This window comes from Jatrophihabitans sp. GAS493 (assembly GCF_900230215.1).
GTDB lineage: Bacteria > Actinomycetota > Actinomycetes > Mycobacteriales > Jatrophihabitantaceae > MT45.
On record NZ_LT907982.1, the window covers coordinates 71434 to 87702 of the forward strand.

13 protein-coding genes and 1 tRNA gene are annotated in these 16269 nt (G+C 68.0%); 5 read left to right on the plus strand and 9 right to left on the minus strand.

The genetic code is table 11. The features are described from left to right. Positions 1 to 55: 55 nt before the first annotated feature. From CPH63_RS00290 to CPH63_RS00300, 3 genes are all read left to right on the plus strand, one after another. Positions 56 to 128 (plus strand) — tRNA-Gln (locus CPH63_RS00290). Positions 129 to 189: 61 nt separating this feature from the next. Then, positions 190 to 1686 (plus strand): bifunctional UDP-N-acetylglucosamine diphosphorylase/glucosamine-1-phosphate N-acetyltransferase GlmU, encoded by a 1497-nt coding sequence (glmU, locus tag CPH63_RS00295; RefSeq protein WP_096301049.1) that lies wholly within the window; start codon positions 190 to 192, stop codon positions 1684 to 1686. A 14-nt stretch (positions 1687 to 1700) separates the two neighbouring features. Beyond that, positions 1701 to 2681: a ribose-phosphate diphosphokinase gene (locus tag CPH63_RS00300; protein WP_096301050.1), complete on the plus strand. Its 981-nt coding sequence runs from the start codon at positions 1701 to 1703 to the stop codon at positions 2679 to 2681. A 30-nt stretch (positions 2682 to 2711) separates the two neighbouring features. On the opposite strand, the gene rsmA is transcribed toward CPH63_RS00300, so the two are convergent. The 6 genes from rsmA to metG form a co-directional block, all read right to left on the minus strand. Further along, the gene (gene rsmA / locus CPH63_RS00305; RefSeq protein ID WP_096301051.1) at positions 2712 to 3569 is read right to left on the minus strand and encodes a 16S rRNA (adenine(1518)-N(6)/adenine(1519)-N(6))-dimethyltransferase RsmA; all 858 of its coding nucleotides are present in this window, start codon (positions 3567 to 3569) and stop codon (positions 2712 to 2714) included. A 21-nt stretch (positions 3570 to 3590) separates the two neighbouring features. After that, the gene (locus tag CPH63_RS00310) at positions 3591 to 4781 is read right to left on the minus strand and encodes a ubiquitin-like domain-containing protein (RefSeq protein WP_096301052.1); all 1191 of its coding nucleotides are present in this window, start codon (positions 4779 to 4781) and stop codon (positions 3591 to 3593) included. Between the two features lie 318 nt (positions 4782 to 5099). Then, positions 5100 to 6662 carry a resuscitation-promoting factor gene (locus CPH63_RS23455; protein WP_172892127.1) on the minus strand — a complete coding sequence of 521 codons (1563 nt, stop codon included), beginning with the start codon at positions 6660 to 6662 and terminating at the stop codon, positions 5100 to 5102. A 271-nt stretch (positions 6663 to 6933) separates the two neighbouring features. Then, positions 6934 to 8061 (minus strand): resuscitation-promoting factor, encoded by a 1128-nt coding sequence (locus CPH63_RS23355; protein ID WP_096301054.1) that lies wholly within the window; start codon positions 8059 to 8061, stop codon positions 6934 to 6936. A 123-nt stretch (positions 8062 to 8184) separates the two neighbouring features. Further along, positions 8185 to 9048 (minus strand): TatD family hydrolase, encoded by an 864-nt coding sequence (locus CPH63_RS00325; RefSeq protein WP_256385809.1) that lies wholly within the window; start codon positions 9046 to 9048, stop codon positions 8185 to 8187. Further along, positions 9045 to 10844: a methionine--tRNA ligase gene (metG, locus tag CPH63_RS00330; RefSeq protein WP_096301055.1), complete on the minus strand. Its 1800-nt coding sequence runs from the start codon at positions 10842 to 10844 to the stop codon at positions 9045 to 9047. The genes CPH63_RS00325 and metG overlap by 4 nt, the downstream gene beginning before the upstream one ends. Before the next feature lie 295 nt (positions 10845 to 11139). Between metG and CPH63_RS00335 the strand changes: the two genes are divergently transcribed. After that, on the plus strand, positions 11140 to 11427 hold the full coding sequence (locus tag CPH63_RS00335) for a chorismate mutase (RefSeq protein WP_096301056.1): 288 nt from the start codon (positions 11140 to 11142) through the stop codon (positions 11425 to 11427). Positions 11428 to 11436: 9 nt separating this feature from the next. On the opposite strand, the gene CPH63_RS00340 is transcribed toward CPH63_RS00335, so the two are convergent. Beyond that, complete coding sequence (locus CPH63_RS00340; RefSeq protein ID WP_096301057.1) at positions 11437 to 12087, minus strand: response regulator transcription factor; 651 nt, start codon at positions 12085 to 12087, stop codon at positions 11437 to 11439. 100 nt (positions 12088 to 12187) lie between these two features. Next, positions 12188 to 13387 (minus strand): ATP-binding protein, encoded by a 1200-nt coding sequence (locus CPH63_RS00345; RefSeq protein ID WP_096301058.1) that lies wholly within the window; start codon positions 13385 to 13387, stop codon positions 12188 to 12190. Positions 13388 to 13517: 130 nt separating this feature from the next. On the opposite strand from CPH63_RS00345, the gene CPH63_RS00350 reads away from it, so the two are divergent. Continuing rightward, positions 13518 to 14801 carry a PspC domain-containing protein gene (locus tag CPH63_RS00350; RefSeq protein ID WP_157749173.1) on the plus strand — a complete coding sequence of 428 codons (1284 nt, stop codon included), beginning with the start codon at positions 13518 to 13520 and terminating at the stop codon, positions 14799 to 14801. Here the strand turns inward: CPH63_RS00350 and CPH63_RS00355 are convergent. Next, positions 14785 to 16260, minus strand: coding sequence for an amidohydrolase family protein (locus CPH63_RS00355; RefSeq protein ID WP_096301060.1), 1476 nt, complete (start codon positions 16258 to 16260; stop codon positions 14785 to 14787). The genes CPH63_RS00350 and CPH63_RS00355 overlap by 17 nt on opposite strands. Between the last annotated feature and the right edge of the window lie 9 nt (positions 16261 to 16269).

The following is a 16269-nucleotide window of genomic DNA, read 5'->3' on the forward strand; positions in this document are numbered from 1 at the left end:
TCCGGCCTGACCGGCGGATTTGCGAGCGGCGATAGGGTGTACGGGTTCCATCCGGTGGGGGGTGGGGTAATCGGCAGCCCGCAGGCCTTTGGTGCCTTGCAGTCTCGGTTCGAGTCCGAGCCCCCCAGCAATGACTCCAAACGCAGCGAACCCGTCAAGACAACTTAGGATCACCCCGTGAGCCCCGATATGCCGTCACCCCCAGTGACGGCGGTCGTCCTCGCGGCCGGGGAGGGCACCCGGATGAAATCGCCCCGGCGGGCAAAGGTGCTGCACGGCTTCGCCGGCCGATCCCTGCTCGGTCACGCCCTCGCCGCCCTCGATGCGGTCGCCCCGGCCCGCACCCTGGTGGTGGTCGGCCACCGCCGTGACGAGGTGATCGCCCACCTCGCCGAGATAGCCCCCGCCGCGACGCCCGTCGTGCAGGAGGAGCAGAAGGGCACCGGCCACGCCGTGCAGGTCGCGCTGGCCGCCGCCGATACCGCGGCGACGGCCCGGTCGGGCGAGATCGTGCTGGTCATCCCGGCCGATGCGCCCCTGCTCAGCGGCCAGACCCTGCAGCGGCTGGTCAGCGAGCAGGCGAACTCCGACTCGGCCGCCACCATGCTGACCGCCCTCGTCGAGGATCCAACCGGCTACGGTCGGGTGCTGCGGCGCCAGGACGGAGGCGCCCGCGATGCGGTGGCCGGGGTGGTCGAACATGCCGACGCCACCGCGACCCAGCGCGAGATCCGCGAGGTCGCGGCCAGCGTCTACGCCTTCGACGCCGCGCTGCTGCGGACCGCACTGGACCGGCTGAGCAGCGACAACGCGCAGGGCGAGCTCTACCTCCCGGATGTCATCGGCATTTTCAGCGGTGACGGGTTGCCGGTGCGGGCGGTGGTCACCGTGGAGGAGGAGACGGCCGGGGTGAACACCCGAGCTCAGCTCGCCGACGCGCACCGCCACTACAACGCCCGCCTGCTGCGCCGGCACATGGAGGCCGGGGTGACCGTCATCGACCCGGCAACCACCTGGGTCGACGCCGACGTCACCCTCGAAGTGGACGTGACGCTGCGCCCGTCAGTGGAGCTCTTCGGCGCCACCAGCATCGCGTCCGGGGCCAGCATAGGCCCGGACGTCTCCCTCACCGACTGTCAGGTGGGCGAGGAGACTCGGATCTCACGGGCCGTCGCAGTGAGCGCGCGGATCGGCGCCCGCTGCGAGATCGGACCCTTCGCCTATCTGCGACCGGGCACCGACTTGGCCGACGAGGTGAAGATCGGCACCTACGTCGAGGTGAAGGGCAGCGACATCGGAACCGGCAGCAAGGTGCCGCATCTCAGCTACGTCGGCGACGCCAGCATCGGCGAGCAGACCAACATCGGCGCCGCTTCGGTCTTCGTCAACTATGACGGTGTGACCAAACGCCGGTCGGTGATAGGTAGCCACGCACGCACCGGGGCTGACAACATGTTCGTTGCACCGGTAAACGTCGGCGACGGCGCGTACACCGCCGCCGGATCGGTGATCACCACGGATGTGCCGCCCGGTGCGATGGCGGTCGCTCGGGCTCGGCAGCGCAACGTCGAGGGCTGGGTGGCCCGCAGTCGGGCCGGAACCGACGCCGCCCGAGCCGCCGAACTCGCGCAAGCACAGCACGATCAGCCAGACTCGACAAACAGCGACGATCACGAACCGACCTGAGGACGACCTAGAGCATGAGCACCCTGGAACTTGCCGGCCGCAAAAGCATGATGCTGCTCTCCGGTCGCGCGTATCCGGAGCTGGCCCACGAGATCGCCGCCGAGCTCGGCGTCACGGTCACCCCGACGACGGCCCGTGACTTCGCCAACTCCGAGACGTTCATCAAGCCGGACGAGTCGGTGCGCGGAAGCGATGCCTTCGTCATCCAGTCGTTCACCAGCCCGATCAACCACTGGGTGATGGAGACGCTGATCCTCGTCGACGCCCTCAAGCGCGCGTCGGCCAAGCGCATCACCGTTGTGGCGCCGTTCTATCCCTACGCCCGGCAGGACAAGAAGCACCGCGGCCGCGAGCCGATCTCGGCCCGCCTGATGGCTGACCTCTTCAAGACCGCCGGGGCTAACCGACTGATGTCGATCGACCTGCACACCGCCCAGATCCAGGGCTTCTTCGACGGCCCGGTCGACCACATCTTCGCGCTCCCCGTGCTCTCCCAGCACATCAAGCGCAAGTACGCCGGCGTCGACTTCACCGTCGTGTCGCCGGACACCGGCCGGGTCCGCGTCGCCGAGCAGTGGGCCGACCGGATGGGCGGCGCGCCGATCGCATTCGTGCACAAGACCCGCGATCCCCTGGTGGCCAACAAGGTCGTCGCCAATCGGGTCGTCGGCGACGTCAGCGGCCGGCGTTGCCTGCTGATCGACGACATGATCGGCACCGGCGGCACCATCGTGAAGGCCTCCGAGGTGCTCTTCAGCGCCGGTGCGGCCGAGGTCATCGTGGCGGCCACCCATGGCGAGCTCGCCGGCCCGGCGGCCAAACTGCTGAGCGAGAGCCGCATCTCCGACGTCATCGTGACCAACACACTGCCGATCCGCCCCGAGCAGGAGTTCGAGAAGCTCTCGGTCCTCTCCATCGCCCCGATCATCGCCCGTGCCATCCGAGCGGTCTTCGAGGACGGCTCGGTCACCAGCCTCTTCGACGGCCAGAGCTAGTCCGTACGGCCGCCGGGTCAGCCGACTGGGTCAGCCGACTCGAGCCGATGCGATCCGGGCGAAGCCGGCGACGTCGATCGTCTCGCCCCGCGCGGTCGGGGCGACCCCGGCCGCGAGCAGGATCTCCTCGGCCCGAGCCGGCGAGCCGGCCCACTCCCCCAGCACCGAACGCAGCATCTTGCGGCGCTGCGAGAAGGCCAGATCGATCACCGTGAAGACATCGGCCCGGGTGACGCCATCAGGCAGCGGCGGGGACTCGTGGGCGGTGATCCGCACCAGGCCTGAATCGACGTTCGGGACCGGCCAGAAGACCGCGCGCGGCACGGCACCGGCCCGCTCGGCCCGGCCGTACCAGGCTGTCTTGACGCTCGGGACGCCGTAGACCTTGGACCCCGGGGGCGCGGCGAGGCGATCGGCGACCTCGGCCTGCACCATCACCAGCGCGCTGCGCAGCGTCGGGAAACGCTGCAACAGCGAGAGCAGCACCGGAACCCCGACGTTGTAGGGAAGGTTGGCCACCAGCGCCGTCGGTGGCCGTCCGTCGATCTCGGTGACCTGCAGGGCGTCGGCGGTGATGACACGCAGGCGTGGAGCCCGCTCAGGAGCCCGCTCAGCGACCGTGAGCGGTAGTTGGCGGGCCAGGGTGGGGTCGATCTCGATCGCCACCACACGCTCAGCCTCATCCAGCAGCCCGAGAGTCAGCGATCCGAGCCCGGGACCGACCTCGATCACCACCGCGTCGGGCGGCAGTGCGGCGGTGCGCACGATGCGCCGGATCGTGTTCGGGTCGTGCAGAAAGTTCTGCCCGAGCGACTTGGTCGGGCGCAGCTGCAGGTGGGCGGCGAGGGCGCGGATCTCCGCCGGCCCCAGCAACTGCGATTGACTCACCGGGCGACCGCGGCGAGAGGGTTAGTACCAGCCGCTGGACTGCGAGTGGCCCCAGGCGCCGCACGGAGTGTCATAGCGGCCGGTGATGTAGGAGAGGCCCCACTTGATCTGGGTGGCGGCGTTGGTGCGCCAATCGGAGCCGAAGGCCCCCATCTTGCTACCCGGCAGCGCCTGCGGGATGCCGTAGGCGCCACTGGAGTTGGAGGCGTTCACCCGCCAGCCACTCTCCCGGCTCCACAGCTTCACCAGGCAGGAGAACTGGTCGTCACCCATGCCCCGGGCGGCGAGCATCTGCTGGGCGATGGCCTTGGCCGAACCCGGCGTCACGGTCGCGGCCACAGCGGCCGCGGCGGCCGAGGCCTCGGCGGCGGCGGCAGCAGCGGCGGCCTCAGCGGCCGGGTCCTTGGTGCCGACGACCTGAACCTGGGCCACCGGGGCCGAGGTGACGGTCTTGGATTGGGCGGTCTTACCGACGACCACACCGTCGAGGTAGACGACGGAGTAGGTGACCGTTGCGGTACCCGGCTTACCGGCCTTGGTGATCTTCAGGTTTCCCTGGGTCAGGGTGGCGTCCTTCTTGGAGGTGACGCCGAAGGGGACCGGGACCGTCGACTTGATGACCCCGGTGGTGACGCGCTGGACTAGAACCTGCTCGCCGTCCACCGGTGCACTGGTGAGCGGCACCGAGACCTGATCCTTCGGGCCGACCGAGATGTCGTACTGGCTGAGCAGACCGGCCACCGTCGCCTGGGTCGTCTTCACCTGCATCGGGTCACCGCCGACGACGATGGTGACGTTCTTGGGCGTACGCATGTTGATCGTCGTCGGGTTCAGCGGCAGGCGCTTGTCCCGCGAGACCGAGGAGAAGTTGCTGGAGGAGTAGCCGAGCTCCGCGAGGGCATCGGCGACCGTCGGCGCGGTGACCCAGATGTCCTTGGAGGTGCCGTCGATGGTCAGGTGCAGCAGCCGGCCCCGCTTGAGAATCACCGTCTGGCCGTCGGAGACCGAATCGTTGGCGTCGGGGGCGACCACGTCGTGGCTGGCGATCTTGTAGCCGGCGCTGGCCAGAACTCCGTCGACGTTGTCGGCGACCGTGTGGATCGTCCTGGTCTGACCGTCGACTTTGAGGGTGATCGTCTTGTCGACCGCGGTCCAGGCGACACAGCCGCCGACCAGACCAACCAGCACGGCTCCGTAGATGCCGAGTTTCATACCGCGACGCACTAAGTGACTCCAGATCGTCAGGACTGCCGTACCGGGGCTACCCGGAAGCGCTTATCGAAGCGGCTCGTTGGCTGGGTGCTCTGGCTCGCCACGTGCCTGGTCGCATCGATTGATCACGAAACCATAACGTACGCACAGCAGGCGCGCCAAAGCAGGGGGCCAACGGGGTGTGTCGCGCGGGTCGGCCCGCGTCTGCGGGTTGCCGGTGCGTTCGGGGCGCCCGCGTCGTCTGGGTGCCTGCGTCGTCTGGGTGCCTGCTGCTGAGGAGTGGAACTAGCTGCGGCTCAGAGGAGGCTCAGAGGAGGCTCAGAGGAACTGCCCGCAGTAGGGCCACGGAGCCCGGCCCCGGGCGTTGTAGAGCACCGTCGCCACCGCGATCTGCTGAGCCTTGGTCGCCAGGTCCGGACGCGCGGCGTACGCGCCACCGCCGTAGGCCAGCCAGGTGCCGAGGTTGAACTGCACCCCGCCGTAGTAGCCGTTGCCGGTGTTGATCGACCAGTTGCCGCTGGACTCGCACATCGCGAGCGCGTCCCAGTTGAGCGCTCCTGGCGGCTTCGGCGTCGGGGTGGCCGGCTTGGGGGTGGCCGGCTTGGGGGTGGCCGGCTTCGGTGTCGGGGTCGCCGGCTTCGGGGTTGGTGGTTTGGGGGTGGCCGGCTTCGGGGTTGGTGGTTTGGGTGTGGCCGGCTTCGGGGTGGGCCGCGGGCCGGCGCTGGGACGCGGCGAGGCGGCCGGTGGCGCGACAGAAGGATGGGGTGCGGCCGGTGGATGGGGTGCGACCGGTGGATGATCCGCGGCCTGCACCACCGACTTACCCGATGTCGACGTATCTGATGTTGAGGCACCGGTTGAGGCCACCGGCGACGGGCCCGACTCTGCGACCGCAGTCACGGCCGGCGGCGCCGGCGTCACGACAACGCCCGTCCCGACGGCGGTGACCTGAGCTACGGGCGGCGTCAGGACCGTGCTCGAGATCATCGTCTTGACCGTCTGCACGCCGTCGGAGAGCGAGACGCCGTACACGACTCTGGCCCGCCCCGGACGTCCCGGGGTGAGGACTCGCTGCTCTCCGGTTGGCAGCGCGGCGTCGGGCACCGTGCTGGCGCTGAACGGGATCGCCACCACTTCGGTGACGGTTCCGTTCTTCACCCGCTGGATGACGATCTCCTCCCACATCCGCAGCGGATCGTCGGACCCGGCGGAGAGGTAATCGCTGCTCTGCACGACGATGTTCAGGCTCTTCAGCAGTTCGCCGACGGTGGCCGCGGTGCTCGCCAGGTGCTGGGTCTTCCCGTCGTGCACGATCGTCACCGGCTTCGGCACCCGGATGACCAGGTCCGTCGGATCAGTCGCGAGCTTCGCCTCGGCATCGGGTGCGAAGTAGTCGTCGGTGCCGTAGCCGAGTTGACGCGCGGCGTCGGCTACCGTCAGCGCCGTCACCCAGACGTCGCTGCGGGCGCCGTCGACGTTCAGATGCAGAAGCCGCCCTCGGATGAGGGTGACGGTGTCGGCGGCTCCGACGACCTGGTCGGCGGGTGGTGTGACCGAGTCATGCGGTCCGAGTTCGATGTGGGAGTCGGCCAGTACGTCGCGGACCCGCTCGCCATCGGTGTGCACCCGGCGCAGGGCTCCGTCGACGCTGATCGTGACCGTTCTGTCGGCCGAGGCGACCACCGCGACGCGGCCCAGCACCCCGGCGGCCAGCAGCAGCGCCAGCCCGAAGGTGATGCCGAAGGTGACCCCACGGCGCAGTGGCGACCAGACCGGCCGCGACCGGCTCGGTCGTCGCCACTGCCGGGCAGCTAGAGCCCGCTGCCCTCGCAGAGTCCGGTAGTTGCGCAGTCGGCGCAGCCGGGCACGCAGAATCCACATTCGGTGGACGCGAATCCGGGGGGCCATCGCACGTCGCAAAACGAAACTCCAGTGCTGTCCTGCATCCGGGTGCGTTGGGGGGACGCAGTATCGGGCAAGGTCACAGAACCGTATCGGCGATTTTCGGCCCGACACAAATCAAGCCGTGGAACTACATTGCTGTAGTTCCACGGCTTGATCTCAGGCCCGGGTGGGGGATGTACGGGGAAGCCCGAACCTGTCGCTCTGGCCCGTCACCGCGCAGCGGCGGCGGGCAGAGCAGGGCGAGCGACTAGAGGCGCTGCCCGCAGACCGGCCACGGCGAACTGCCGCGGGCGTTGTAGAGCTTGGTGGCGATGGCGATCTGAGCCGACTTGCTGGCCAGGTCCGCCCGCGAGGCGTACGCGCCGCCGCCGTTGGCCAGCCAGGTGCTGGAGTTGAACTGCAGACCGCCGTAGTAACCGTTGCCGGTGTTGATCGCCCAGTTCCCACCGGACTCGCAGGCGGCGACGGCGTCCCAGTTGAGCCCGCTGGTGTCCTTCGGTGCGGCCTTGCCGGTGACGCTCGCCTTGGCCGTCGGCGCTGCCGCCTTCGGCTTGCTGCCGATGTGCTGCACCTGGGTCACGGGAGCCGCGATCACGATGCTGCGAACCTGGGTCTTCTTCTTGGCGACGCCGTCGATGAGGGCGATCCGGTACGTGACGTGCGCGGTGCCGTTGTGGCCGGTCGTGACGACCTTCTTCTGGCCGACGGTCAGCTGCGAGTCACGCAGCGAGGTGACCTTGAACGGCACCGGGTGAGCCTCGATGACCGTCTTGGTGGCGACCCGCTTGATGACGACGTTCTCGCCGGCGACCAGTGCGCTGGTGACCGGGACGGAGACGATGTCCGCCGGTCCGACCGCAATGTCCTGAGCGGCGAGCACGGCGGAGACGGTGGCGTCGGTGGTGGTGACGCGCTGCGCGGTTCCGTCGTGGGTGATCGTCAGTGCCTTCGGCGAGGTCACGTCGAGGGTGCTCTCGGTCAGCGGCAGGCGCTTGTCCCGGGAGACGGAGACGGCGGTGGTGCTGGAGTAACCGAGTTCGCTCAGCGCGGCGGCGACGGTCGGGGCGGTGACCCAGACGTCGCGCGGCTTACCGTCGACGACCAGGTGCAGTAGACGTCCACGCTTCAGTACGACGGTCGCGCCGTTCTTGATGGCGGTGTCGGCGGCGGGGGCCACCACGTCGTGCGCTCCGACGGTGTACTTCGCGGAGCTAAGCGCACCGGCGACGTTGTCGGCGGTGGTCTTGATCTGCTTTGACTCGCCATCGACCTTGATGGTGACCGTCTTGTCAGACGTCCCGGTGAAGGCAAGCGTGCCGCCGATGATGCCGGCGACCAGGGTTCCGTATAGGCCAATCTTGATGCTGCGATGCAAGAAAAAACTCTCCTAGATTTCGCCCGCGTCTCGCGCACCATAGGGTCCTGGCGCGGTCGAGCAAGGTCACGAAACCATAACTTCGCTTATTCGATAAGGGCAAACTCTCAGGTCTGTAAGGTGTTAAATTTCTGTTAAGTTCGCCCCGAATACGCGCTGGCCGGTGCGCACTATCGCCTGCGCCAACTCCTCGACACTGACGCCGACCGTCCCGGCCAGGCTCGTCAGCGTGTAGGGCACCAAATACGGGGCGTTGGGACGACCGCGAAATGGTTGAGGACTCAAGAATGGCGCGTCCGTTTCGACCAGTATGTGGTCAAGTGAAGTGACGGCGGCGGCGGCTCGCAGTGCCGGGGCGTTTGTGAAGGTGACCACTCCCGGAAAAGACAGAACAAATCCACGCTCAACACAGGTCCGAGCCATAACTTCGTCACCACTGAACGCGTGGAAGACGACTTGATTCGGCGCTCCCTCTGCTTCCAGGATCGCCAGCACGTCCTCGTGGGCCTCCCGATCGTGGATCATCAACGGCTTCCCGGTCCGCTTCGCGAGGTCGATGTGGCGGCGGAAATGCTCCTGCTGCTCGGCCGGCGTGGTCCGGTCCCAGTAATAGTCCAGCCCGGTCTCCCCGATCGCCACGACGTTCTCGTCAGCGGCGAGTTCCTCCAACTCGGCATAGTCACGTTCAGACATCCCGGAAATCTCCGTGGGATGCACGGCGATCGCCGCGAACACGTCCGGATGCTCACGGGCGGCCTGCACGCACCAGCGGCTCGACGCGATCGTGTCGCCGACCGTAATCACCTTGGTAACGTTGACCGTTCTCGCCTTCTGCATAGCTTCGGCGACGAACTGCGCCGTCGGTTCCAGGCCGGCCCGCTGCGCCATCGCATCGAGGTGGCAGTGCGAATCGAAGACGGGCGAGGGAAGCGGCGGTGGCAGCGGTGGAGCGGCGTTCTTGCCGTCTTTTGCGGCCGTTCGGCTCACTTGGCCTCTGCTTCCAGCCGGTCTAGCTCCTCCTGTACCACCGAGCTGTCGAGTTTGGTGAAGATCGGTGTCGGAGCAGCGATCGGGCGACCCACTTCGATCTTGGCCGACTGCCATTTCGCGAGGGCGTCGTAGTCACCACTCAGCGTGGCATACGAGGGCGAGCCCACCGCCGTCTCCTCCTCAACCTCAACAAGTTCCGGCATTCCGGCCCACTTTCCGGTGCCCCCCATCGCTTCATGCACCTTCGTCGAAGAGGAGGGCAGGAACGGCGTCAGCAGCGTCTTGGCGTCGTCGACCACCTGCAGCGCGACATGCAGCACGCTCTCCATCCGGGCCGGGTCGGCGTTCTTCAGCTTCCACGGCTCGTTGTCGGAGAGGTACTTGTTCGCCTCGCCGACAACCCGCATCGCCTCACCGATGGCCTGCTTCTGACGTGAGCGGGCCAGCAGTTCACCGACGGATTCGAAGGCGTTGCGGGAGCTGGCGAGCAGCGCGTGGTCATTGTCGTTCAGGTTGCCCGGATCAGGAATGTGACCGATGTTCTTCGCGGTCATCGACAGCGTCCGATTCACCAGGTTGCCCCAGCTGGCCAGCAGTTCGTCGTTGTTCCGGCGGACGAACTCGGCCCAGGTGAAGTCGGTGTCCTGGTTCTCGGGGCCGGCCACCGCAAGGTAGTAGCGCAGTGCGTCAGGGTCATAGCGCTGCAGCATGTCCCCGACGTAGATCACGACGTTCTGGCTGGAGGAGAACTTACGACCCTCCATCGTCAGGAATTCACTGGAGACCACCTCGTACGGACGGTCCAATGCCCCTAGTTCTCCAGCGGTTCCGCCCTTGGCACCGACTCCGGAGTAGCCGAAGAGCATGGCCGGCCAGATCTCGGAGTGGAAAACGATGTTGTCTTTGCCCATGAAGTAATAGGCCTTTGCGCTCTGGTCCTGCCAGAAGGGACGCCAGGCGTCCGGGTCGCCGCTGCGCTGCGCCCACTCGATCGAGGCCGAGAGGTAGCCGATCACCGCGTCGAACCAGACGTAGAGCTTCTTGTCCGGCCGATCCGACCAACCCGGCAGCGGCACCGGCACGCCCCAATCCAGATCACGGGTGATCGCCCGCGGCTTGAGGTCGTCCAGGAGATTCATCGAGAACTTGAGGACGTTCGGGCGCCAGTGCTTCTGCTTGCCCAGCCAGTCACTGAGGGTGGCGGTGAAGGCGGGGAGGTCGAGGAAGTACTGCTCGGTCTCGATGAACTTCGGGGTCTCCCCATTGATCTTGGAACGGGGATTGATGAGCTCGATCGGGTCGAGCTGGTTGCCGCAGTTGTCACACTGGTCGCCCCGCGCCGGGTCGTAGCCGCAGATCGGGCAGGTGCCCTCGATGTAGCGGTCGGGGAGGGTGCGCCCGGTCGACGGGCTGATCGCGCCCATCTGCACCTGCGGGAAGACGTACCCGTTCTTGAGCAGGCCCAGGAAGAGTTCCTGCACCACCGCGTAGTGGTTCTTGGTGGTGGTGCGGGTGAAGAGGTCATAGGAGAGGCCGAGCTTCTGCAGGTCACCGGCGATGACCCGGTTGTACCGGTCAGCCAACTCACGGGCGGTGACGCCCTCCCGGTCGGCCTGGACCTGGATCGGCGTGCCGTGCTCGTCGGTGCCGGAGACCATCAGCACCTTGTTCCCGGCCATCCGCTGGTAGCGGCTGAAGACGTCGGAGGGGACGCCGAAGCCGGCGACGTGTCCGATATGGCGGGGGCCGTTCGCGTACGGCCAGGCGACTGCGGTCAATACGTGGTTACTCACATTGACAGCCTAGTGAAGCGCAGCCAGCCAAAATGCGGGCGCCAGCTGAAATGGCGCTGATAGCCGGCCGCCTGCTGTTGCCTACCGATGCCGCCGCATGGCACTATTGAGCCGTGCTTCAGAACTCACGGATGTTTTTTTACGGGTACCGCATCGCGGTCCCCGTCGTTTCCGGCTGAACACTCACCGACAACGCCCCGGGCCACTCGCCCCGGGGCTTTTTTCATGTCTGGGGTCGAACCGGCTCGGAGCACCCGCGCATGGGTCCCCATGCATAACTTGGAAGGCAACACCAATGAGCAGCACGACCACCCCGGCCGTCGAAGTGACCACCATTCCCGCCGTCGATGACATCGACGAGCTGCGCGAGGGCATCGACCGCCTCGACGCGGAGATCGCCCGCCTCGTCAACGAGCGCTCCGGCCTCTCCCGCCGTATTCAGGCCGCTCGTATGAGCGCCGGCGGCACCCGGGTCGAACTCGGACGCGAGCGCGTGGTCATCGACGGGTACCGCAACGTCCTCGGCAGTGACGGCGGCGTCCTCGCGGAGGCCGTCCTGCGCGTCTGCCGCGGTGCCCGCTAACCGCTGGCTTCACAGCATTCGACGGTCGACGGCCCATCTCGTCAGCTGGTGACGGTTGGACAGCTGCAACTTCCGCAGCACGCTGGAGGCATGGGTCTCGACCGTCTTCACCGAGATGAAGAGCTCGGCGGCCACCTCCTTGTAGGCGTAGCCGCGGGCCAGCAGCCGAAGTACCTCCAGCTCCCGTGGGGTCAGCTGGTCGATGTCGCTGTCCACCGACGGCACCGACGGGGCGTCGCGGAAGGCGTCGAGTACGAATCCGGCCAGGCGGGGGCTGAAGACGACGTCGGCGTCGGCCACCCGGCGGACCGCATCGGCCAGCTCCCGGGCATCGATCGTCTTGGTGACGTAGCCCCGGGCACCGGCCCGGATGATCGCGATCACATCCTCGGCCGCATCGGAGACCGATAGGGCCAGGAACCGGGTATTCGGCCCCTGGCTCGCGACGCCGGCGATGACGGCCAGTCCCCCGCCGTCGGGCATGTGCACGTCGAGCAGCACCACGTCCGGCTGGGCGGCGACGATCCCGGTGACCGCTTCGGCCACGGTTCCGGCCTCCCCGACCACCTCGACGCCGGAGTCGACCAGCGAACCCAGCTCGGCCCGGACCCCGGCCCGGAACATCGCGTGATCATCCACCAGGAACACGGTCGGGCTCATCGGGAGATCACCGCCCCCACTCTGTCCCCCGAACGACCGGTCCGGTGATGATTTTCGGGTGCTCGACGGACAAAGCGGGTGGCGGTGGGGACGGGCGTGCTCATCGGGAGACCGGCATCCTGATCGCGACCTCGGTGCCATCGCCAGCGGCACTGCGGATCGTCGCGGTTCCGCCGTGACGCTCGACCCGCGCGATGATCGATCCGCGCACCCCCTGGCGGTCGTCGGCCACCTCGTCGAGGGCGAATCCGACTCCGCGATCCCTGACGTAGACGACCACACTGCTCTCCTCAACCTCGGCGTAGAGCGAAACTTCGGTCACCTTCGCATGCTTGGCCGCGTTCTGCAGCGCCTCGCGGGCCGATGCGACCAGGGCCCGCAGACTATCGTCCAGAGCGGTGTCGCCGACCACCACCGCGTCCACCGTGATCGCATAGGCATCCTCGATCTCGGCCGCGGCGTCGGTGAGAGCCTTGGCCAGCTGCCCGTACCGCTCGTCCGGGCCGTAGAGCAGGTTGCGCAACTCACGCTCCTGCCCACGGGCCAGCCGGGTGACCTCCCGCGGGGAATTGGCGTTGCGCTGGATGAGCGCGAGCGTCTGCAACACCGAATCGTGCAGCCTGGCGGCGATCTCGGCCCGCTCCTGGGAGCGGATCCGCTCAGTGCGTTCTGCTCCCAGCTCAGTGACCATGCCGACCCACCACGGACCGGTGATGAGCCCGATCCCGACCACGGTGACCAGCACCGCCACCAGCCCGTCGCGCATGGCTGAGAAGTCGGCGCGAGCGATCACCACCACGCAGCCGACGATCACCAGCAGCACGCCGGCGAGCAGGCGCAGCCGCCCGGTCTGGTTGGCAGCGGTGAGGGAGCGGCGCGACAGGCTCCACCACTGGGCCCGCTGCGTCTCACTGGCCTGCCGCCAGATCAGCGCCCCTCCGACCAGAGCCAGCACCGACGGCACGAAGAGGCGTCCGAGCGGCATCGTCCAGACCGTCAAGCCGATCCCGATCGCGCAGGCCACCCCGGCCGCCAGGTAGACCCACCAGCGGGTGCGCTGCTTGGTGCCCGGCGGGGTGGGGAGAACGATCCAGAAGACGGCGTAGAGGACCGGGCCGAGACCGCCACTGGCGGTGAGGACGACGAAGACGGCTCGAATGGCGACGGCCGACAGCCCCAGATGGTCGGCGATCCCACCGGCCACCCCACTGAGGTAGCGATGGTCGGCCCGGCGATACAGCTTGCGCTGCGGTTCGGCCCGCACCGGCCCCGCGGTCTCCGGCAGCGTTGTCGTCACCATGTCATGATCGCCCCCATGAGCCGCGCCGCGCATCAGGGATGCGCCCCGAATCACGCGCGCCGAAATCTCAGGGGTAGGTCAGGGCGTCGCCGGATGTGCCCGACCCGGCTGTGGGTCGATGCTCGTTGCTATGACAGCCATGACTAGCGAAACCGCATCACCGCCACCACCCCCGCCGTCCCGGCTGCTGCGCCGCAGCGCCGGCAACCGCGTCGTCGCCGGCGTCAGCGGTGGCCTGGGCGAGTACTTCGGCATCGACCCGGTGCTCTTCCGCATCCTCTTCGCGACCACCGCGTTCTTCGGCGGCGGCGGCATCATCGCCTATCTGGTGGCCTGGCTGGCCATCCCCGAGGCGGGCTCGACCAAGACCGGAATGGACCGCATCGTCACGGAACTGCGCAACCGGCGGATTCCGGTCTGGGTAGTCGTCACCGCGATCGTGATCGCGGCCTGGATCGGGCTCTTCAGCTGGTGGGCACCCTGGGGGTTCGGACCGCTGCTCGTCGCCGGCTTCATTCTCTTCGTCGCCTTCCGCCGCAAGGGCGTCGCCAACCGAACACCAATCGCAGCGACAGACGGGACGGCTGCACTCGGGACGGCTCCGGATGGGACGGCTCCGGTGAACCTGACCAAGCCGCTGACCCCGCTGACCCCGTCGGATCAGGGCCAGAGCGACCCGACCGCCGATCTGACCACCGAGACCCGGGCCTGGTTCGCCGAGTCGCGGGCCGCCTCGCGCCGCCGCCGGCACCGCGCTGCCCCAGTGCGCTGGGCGACTCTGGGACTGCTCGTCGTGGCGATGGTCGTGCTGTACATAAGCGACCGGGTCAACGGCATCATCCTCCCGGCCTACTTCTGGGTGGCCGGCGCGATCTTGCTGGGCGGACTCATCGTCGGCGCGATCCTGCGCCGAACGCCCTGGTCGTTGCTCATCCTGGTGCCGCTCGCGCTGCTTGGGCTCATCGCCTTCGGCGGCACTCGGGCCAGCCTGCACGACGGGATCGGGGTGTACGCCTGGGCCCCCACCAGCTACTCCGAACTGGAGGGCGACTACCGGCTGGCCTTCGGCAAGACCACGCTGGATCTCACCGAACTTCCTCCCTCGACGGTCGACCGGCACGTCGAGATCACCATGGCCGCCGGTCAGTCCGAGATCATCGTCGGCAGCACGGCCAACATCCGGGTCAACGCCGACGTCCACTTCGGCAACATAATCCTCACCGGGCCCGGCGCCGACAGCCCGCGGGCCGGCTTCGGCTTCGAGACGACGTCCAAGGGCGGCGCAGCGATAGCGACGGTGGAGCACAGCGGGGTGAACGTGCATCGCACGATCCAACCGCCGGCGGCCGCCACGGGTGGCGTCATCACCGTTGACGTCCAGCTCGAAGAGGGGAACATCACCGTCCGGACGTGAGCTGGGCGCTGACCCCGACATCGCGTTCATTCACCAGGGCGAGCGCGGCCAGCAGCGGCTGTACCGCTGGCCGCGCTCGCTCGACCACGCCGGCGAAGTCGCGCCGGAACCCGACCATCAACTCGGCCACCTCGGCCTGCAGGGCGGCTTCGTCAATCGTGGTGGCGACGCCGTCTCGCAGCACCACCCGGCCGTCGACGACGACGGTCTGAACAGCCCGCCCGGACTCACCGAAGACCACCTGCCTGGTGGCACTGTTGAGTGGGACGTAGGCCAGATCGTCCAGCTTTATCAGGGTGATGTCCGCCCGCTGGCCGACCTGCAGCGCCCCGAGGTCGGGTCGCCCGATCGCCCCGGCCCCTTCTGAGGTGGCGGCCCGCATCGCCGCCGCCGCGTCGATCCCGTCCGGCAGCGGCTCGCGCAGGCCGGTCAGCAGGCACATCGCCTTCATGGCCTGGAACATGTTGTGCGTGTCGCCGCAGCTGCAATTGTCGCAGCCCAACGCGATCGGAACCCCAGCCCGCTGCGCAGCCGCGATCGGCGCGATCCCACTGCGCAGCTTCATGTTGCTCACCGGGTTGTGCACGATCGCGCTTCCGGCGCCGGCCACCAGCTCCAGCTCCGCCGGCGTGATCCACACCGCGTGCACCAGGTTCGTCCGGTCACTGAGCAGACCGCGATCAGCGAGGTGGCGGATCATGGAGCCGCCGCTGGCCCGGTAGAGATCCCGCGCCCGGGCCGTCTGCACCCGCGTCTCGTAAACGTGCGTAAAGACCGGCAGATTGTCGTCCTGGCTGAGTGCGGCGATACCGTCAAGCAGTTCATCCGAGCAGCGCTGCGGCCCGGATGGGCTGAGCGCCCAGCTCCGCAGGCCGGTCGCCGGACGCCGTTTCAGCTGAGCCTGGACGAAGGCCAGCTGCTCCGCCGCCGGGGTGGCGCGCCCCTGCACCCAGGCCAGCGTCTCGGTCGGGAGGTCGGTTAGGTATGCGGCGATGTCCAATGCCGCCACATCGCGGACGGCGACTGAGAAGACAACGCGAATCCCTAGCTCGGCGTAGGCGTCCAGGATGATGTCGAGCGTCTGTTCATCGAAGGGGACGAGACTGCACATGTCCTGGATGGTGGTGATTCCGCTGCGCAGACACTCCAGCCCGCTGAGCAGCGTGCGGGCGCGCAGCTCAGCCGCGGGGCGCCGGCCGAAGTAGGCCGGCTGCGAGTGAAGAGCCCACACATCAAAGGGCATTCGCTCCAGCAGACCCTTGGCCAGCACGTCGTAGGAGTGGTGATGGGCGTTGACGAAGCCAGGCAACGCGAGCATCCCGGTCGCGTCGACGATCTCGGCCTGCGGCGGCGGCTCGGCGACGATCACCCCGTCGGTGATGTGCAGGTCGCGAACCGCAGGCAGGTCGAGGTCGCCGTCGCTGTCCCAGACCCGCGCCCCGACGATGCTGAGACTCACGGGCGCGCC

What these genes read in the sequence shown, in the direction of transcription:
- glmU (WP_096301049.1), top strand. Translation starts at nt 190, where the DNA reads ATGCCGTCACCCCCAGTGACGGCGGTCGTCCTCGCGGCCGGGGAGGGC.
- CPH63_RS00300 (WP_096301050.1), top strand. Translation starts at nt 1,701, where the DNA reads ATGAGCACCCTGGAACTTGCCGGCCGCAAAAGCATGATGCTGCTCTCC.
- CPH63_RS00310 (WP_096301052.1), bottom strand. Translation starts at nt 4,781, where the DNA reads ATGAAACTCGGCATCTACGGAGCCGTGCTGGTTGGTCTGGTCGGCGGC.
- CPH63_RS23455 (WP_172892127.1), bottom strand. Translation starts at nt 6,662, where the DNA reads ATGTGGATTCTGCGTGCCCGGCTGCGCCGACTGCGCAACTACCGGACT.
- CPH63_RS00335 (WP_096301056.1), top strand. Translation starts at nt 11,140, where the DNA reads ATGAGCAGCACGACCACCCCGGCCGTCGAAGTGACCACCATTCCCGCC.
- CPH63_RS00340 (WP_096301057.1), bottom strand. Translation starts at nt 12,087, where the DNA reads ATGAGCCCGACCGTGTTCCTGGTGGATGATCACGCGATGTTCCGGGCC.
- CPH63_RS00345 (WP_096301058.1), bottom strand. Translation starts at nt 13,387, where the DNA reads ATGGTGACGACAACGCTGCCGGAGACCGCGGGGCCGGTGCGGGCCGAA.
- CPH63_RS00350 (WP_157749173.1), top strand. Translation starts at nt 13,518, where the DNA reads ATGACAGCCATGACTAGCGAAACCGCATCACCGCCACCACCCCCGCCG.